This window comes from Peribacillus sp. (assembly GCF_059453735.1).
The window spans coordinates 1-4,599 of record NZ_JAZVJO010000329.1 but is presented as its reverse complement, the minus strand read 5'-3'; the positions used below and the strand labels follow the sequence as shown (position 1 = coordinate 4,599).

Sequence of the window (4,599 nt, the reverse complement as noted above, 5' to 3'; positions counted from 1 at the left end):
CACTTTTGTCATATATTAAATTACCAAACTCATCTGCTTTTTCGGCATAAACGATCGAAATATCTGCCGTTAATGCCGGCTCAATTAAGTATTCGCTGCCATTAACAGTGACCCGCTTTTTATCACGTCTGACAATGTCCTCATCTAGTCCGATATCACATAGAATGCCGCCGAGTCCCATTCCCCCTGCCCGAATGCGTTCAATCAACGTACCTTGAGGGGAGAATTCGATTTCTAGTTCTCCGTTAGACATGAACGTTCCGGCGTTCGGATTAGACCCAATATGAGAGACAATTAGTTTTTTGGCTCGTCTATTTGAGACAAGTTTCCCAATGCCAATATCGGGAAACCCCGTGTCATTTCCTATCAAAAGTAAGTCACGGCTGCCCGCTTTCATGAGTACATCTACCAGTCCGCTCGGTGTTCCAATACCGCCGAATCCACCAAACATAATACTTTGTTCATCCTGAAACAATGGCAAAATATCATCAAAACTGCACACTTTACTTAATACAGCCAAATTATTACCTCCTCTATCCTAACCCGGCAGTATCTTTAAAGGCCTGTAACGTCTTTCTCCACCTATGTCCCAATTCTATGAGTTCAGCTGGGCGTATTGTAAGCGGGGGAGCAATGATAACTGCTGCTCCAGTAATACCTTCTTCACCTGCCGCAGCAGGATAAACGATTAACCCATGTTCCATCCCTTGTTTAATGATCTTATTGGTTACATCCATTTGAATCGGAAACGACCTCTTCGTTTTTTTATCCATGACAAATTCTATTCCATAAAGCATTCCTTTTCCGCGAACATCGCCAATAAATGAAAATTCCTCTCCAATCTTACTCAATAAATTCCCGAGAACTTTCCCTGTTTTCTCCGCTTTTTCAACCATGTCATTTGTATCGAGATAGTCGAGCACCGCTAGTGACACGGCACAGGATAACGGATTTGCACTAAATGTATGCCCCCCCATAATGGATTTCGATCCATTCATAATCGGCTCAAGGACTTTTTCTGTCACAATTGCAGCTGCGATAGGAGAATACCCGCCGCTCATCCCTTTACCAAGCGTAACAATGTCAGGCTCTACGCCCCAATGTTCTGAAGCAAGTACTTTTCCAGTCCTCCCCATTCCCGTCATCACCTCATCAGCAATGAAAAGAATGTCATATTTTTCACATATCTGTTTTAACTTTTGAAAGTACCCATCCGGTGGAACAATAGCTGCACCAGCTGCACCAATGACAGGCTCGGCTATAAACGCAGCAATGTTGTCTGCACCAATTCGGAGAATAGACACCTCCAATTCATTCGCACAGGCAAGCCCGCAAGTACCAGGTTCTAACCGCAGCGGACACCGATAACAATAGGGAGCTGGTATCGAAGGATACGATTCAAGAAGAGAGGTAAATCGCTCTCGGCGGAGTGGATGACCAGACATCGATAACGCACCTAGCGTGATGCCATGATAGCTCATCCATCTCGAGATGATTCGATTTTTTCTTGGCTGCCCTTTCTCCTGCCAATACTGAATCGCAATTTTCAATGCAGTCTCAGTCGCTTCCGATCCACTATTGACGAAGAAGCTCCATCGCAGCTTGCCCTTAATCAGCAGCGCCAGTTTATCAGCAAGCTTTTCTGCCGCATCACTCGTGAATTGTGACCGATAGACAAAAGAAACCTTTCCTGCCTGCTCTAGCATTGCTTGATTAATTTCCTCCACACCATGGCCGATGTTTGCTGTGACAGCTCCAGATGATGCATCTAGATAATCCTTACCGTCCTTGTCATATAAAAAAACGCCTTTCCCATGACTGATGACAGGATACACCACACTCAGAACCGGTTTGATTAATGATGTGGAATTCACGTTACGCTCCAGCTCCCTTCAAAACATCCATTCTAGTAAAGTGTATGTGCCTTATAGAAGAATCTTTCATCCAAAACACTGAATATACGAATAAAATACTTTTACTGTACTCATAACGTCCTTATTCTTTCATTTATAAAATCAAACAAAATAAAGAAATACCCTATACGTTTTGAAAGGGTATTATACAGTCCTTCTTAAATTCCCGAAGAACACTCAGAACAAAACAAAACCATCTTCCTGATGCAGAAGATGGTTTGGGTTTTACAGCACGTTTATAGTTGCCTTACCATGATAAGCTTCAATAACTGCCCTTCCGCCAATTGGAATCGTGGCAAATGGTGACACATGTCCAAAGTTAGCATTGGTAATCACAGGAATTCCCTGTAATTCTCGTTTTGTGGCAATAATTTGTTGCAACGCATATTCAGTCATCCCAGATTCCTTTTGAAAGCGGCCAATGACAACCGCTTTTATTCCACTTGCACCCGGTTGATGAAGAAGAGACTGTAGATCACGATCAAAGGTAAATGGATGAATTTCATTATCATCCTCAATAAATAGAATACTATTGTCAAACGAAGGCATGAACTCGGTTCCTTGTAATAGATTCATTGTACATAGATTACCGCCAATGATCGTCCCTTCAGCACGTCCTTCCTGTAAAACACCATATCCATTATTAACATGGAATGTACGGTTTTCTTGATCTAGGTACCAGGAATCGTCACTCCAAGTTTCACTAGGTTCAATTAGATACTCTTTTTCTGTCATCACTGCTTGTTTAAAAGAATTTAATGTATATTCAAAACCTGATTTCATTCCGAATGAAGAAAAATGCGGCCCAGAATAGGTAATTAACCCTGTTTTTTGATAAATTGCGAGTGTGATTGCCGTAATATCACTGTAACCGATTAGGATCTTAGGATTGCTCTTAATTAATTCATAATCAAGGTAACCCAATAATTGATTGGCATTATATCCTCCAATTGCCGTAAATATCGCTTTGACATTTTGATCGGCGAAGGCTTCATGAATGTCAGTAATCCTGTCTTCCACAGAATTAGAAAAAAAATCATCATGCTCCATCGCTGTTCTTCCATAGGTAACGATAAAGCCTAGCTCTGTTAAACGTTCTTCTGCAATCCGTCTTTGCTCCCCCTTAACAATGGCTAAACTTCGTGATGGTGCAAGTACTCGAATCTCATCTCCAGCTTTCAATCTTTCAGGCAGCATGTCTCTCCAGCTCCAGTTTCTGTATGTATTTTTACATTTTTACAATTTCCAAGTTTAGGTTATTATAGCAGAAATCAAGAAGGCAAAAAAGACACGCTGACGGTATTTTTTTAAAGAAGCAAAGCCAGCACATATTAAATGGCTGGCCTTAAACCTAATATTAGTTACAGAATGAAGCACCAATAATGATTAAAAGAATAAACAATACAACGATTAAAGCAAAGCCGCCGCCGAAGCCGCCGCCGCCGTATCCGTAGCCACCGCCACAGCCGCCGCCGTATCCTCCGCCGTATCCTCCGCCGTATCCGCCGCCATATCCTCCGTACATATATTCTTCCACTCCTTTGTTAATATCTCACTACATCCTTACCATATGTAAACACGCCTGCATCGGACTGTGCATTCGCCCATTTTTGTAATAAGAAAAATATGCACCCCCATTAACTAGGTAGATATTACCGAAGAACTTAATGATAAAAAATACATGTTTACATATACCTATTTTCCTTTTTAAGGTTATAATAGATGGAATAATATGTTGGGGGAAAAATGTTGCCTAAAAGAAAAAGATTACTGCCGCTCGTCTCTTTTGTCATGCTCGTATTTTTATTTAGCTTATTTCTGTTTCAAGATATGGTTGAAACATATGGGTCCAATGGGAATAAGACTGGATACGAGAAAATGCTTAACGGTAAGCCTATACGCTATTTAATTATTGGAGACAGTATTGGACGTAGTTCAGGGGCAGAAACTCCTCAACAAACATGGTTTACACTGCTTGAAAAGAAAATCAAATCGACATATGGTTCTTCTAGTAAAAGTGATAAAATCGTCCAAAGTGGTTCAACTGCTTTTGAAGGTTTTTATAAATTCTCAATAAGTGATACCTCTCCTAATCAAGACTTCGTCTTCATTGTTTTTGGTGAAAATGATCGAAAATATATGTCAGCTGATCAGTTTAAGCAGCAATATGAAGGGTTAATCCGACACGTTAAAAAAACCTTTCCACGAGCTGATATCGTTACCATAACGGAAAGCTCTCTGAAAAACGACCAGTTTGCACAAGTAATAAACGTACTTTCCGCTCATTATCACACAACCCATATCGATATGAGACCTGTTTTCGCTAATTCAGGCCAAACGGAAAAACAGTTAACTAAAGACGGGATTCATCCAAATAGCGCTGGATATCAGCTCTATACAGATTCCATTTTTAAAGCGTTAGAAAAAAATGCATCTGTTAATAAACAGATTTCCAAACTGCCAAGTCCGTTAGGCCAGGATGTTGATTTCTCATTCAAAACGGTGGAAAATCCTGACGTCATTGACGGCTTTTTCAAGCATGGGAGCTATTTACAAGGTGAAAAAAAAGCCACTTCCGTGACCTATCACTTTACAGGGACAATGCTTGGTCTACAGGTGCTGCGCAGCCCTGATGGGGGTGAAATCACTGTATTTATCGATGGTAAAAAGACCGCAGAGCTTAGTA

The 4,599-nt window shown here is 40.9% G+C and carries 4 protein-coding genes and 1 pseudogene; 1 reads left to right on the top strand and 4 read right to left on the bottom strand.

Annotated features, from left to right (window positions below):
• The 4 genes and pseudogenes from AC52RT_RS10385 to AC52RT_RS10370 all read right to left on the bottom strand — a co-directional run.
• Nucleotides 1–451: CoA-transferase (locus AC52RT_RS10385; RefSeq protein ID WP_495540677.1), on the bottom strand; the 451-nt coding region annotated here is incomplete at its 3' end.
• 82 nt (nt 452–533) lie between these two features.
• A complete protein-coding gene (locus AC52RT_RS10380) occupies nt 534–1,874 on the bottom strand; it encodes an aspartate aminotransferase family protein (protein ID WP_495540676.1) in 1,341 nt (446 codons plus the stop codon).
• A 264-nt stretch (nt 1,875–2,138) separates the two neighbouring features.
• The gene (locus tag AC52RT_RS10375; protein WP_495540675.1) at nt 2,139–3,110 is read right to left on the bottom strand and encodes a S66 family peptidase; all 972 of its coding nucleotides are present in this window, start codon (nt 3,108–3,110) and stop codon (nt 2,139–2,141) included.
• 160 nt (nt 3,111–3,270) lie between these two features.
• Nucleotides 3,271–3,354: pseudogene (locus tag AC52RT_RS10370) on the bottom strand (YjcZ family sporulation protein); the annotation flags it as partial.
• Nucleotides 3,355–3,662: 308 nt separating this feature from the next.
• Between AC52RT_RS10370 and AC52RT_RS10365 the strand changes: the two are divergent.
• Nucleotides 3,663–4,599 (top strand): SGNH/GDSL hydrolase family protein (locus tag AC52RT_RS10365; RefSeq protein WP_495540674.1); only part of this gene is annotated, 937 nt, incomplete at its 3' end.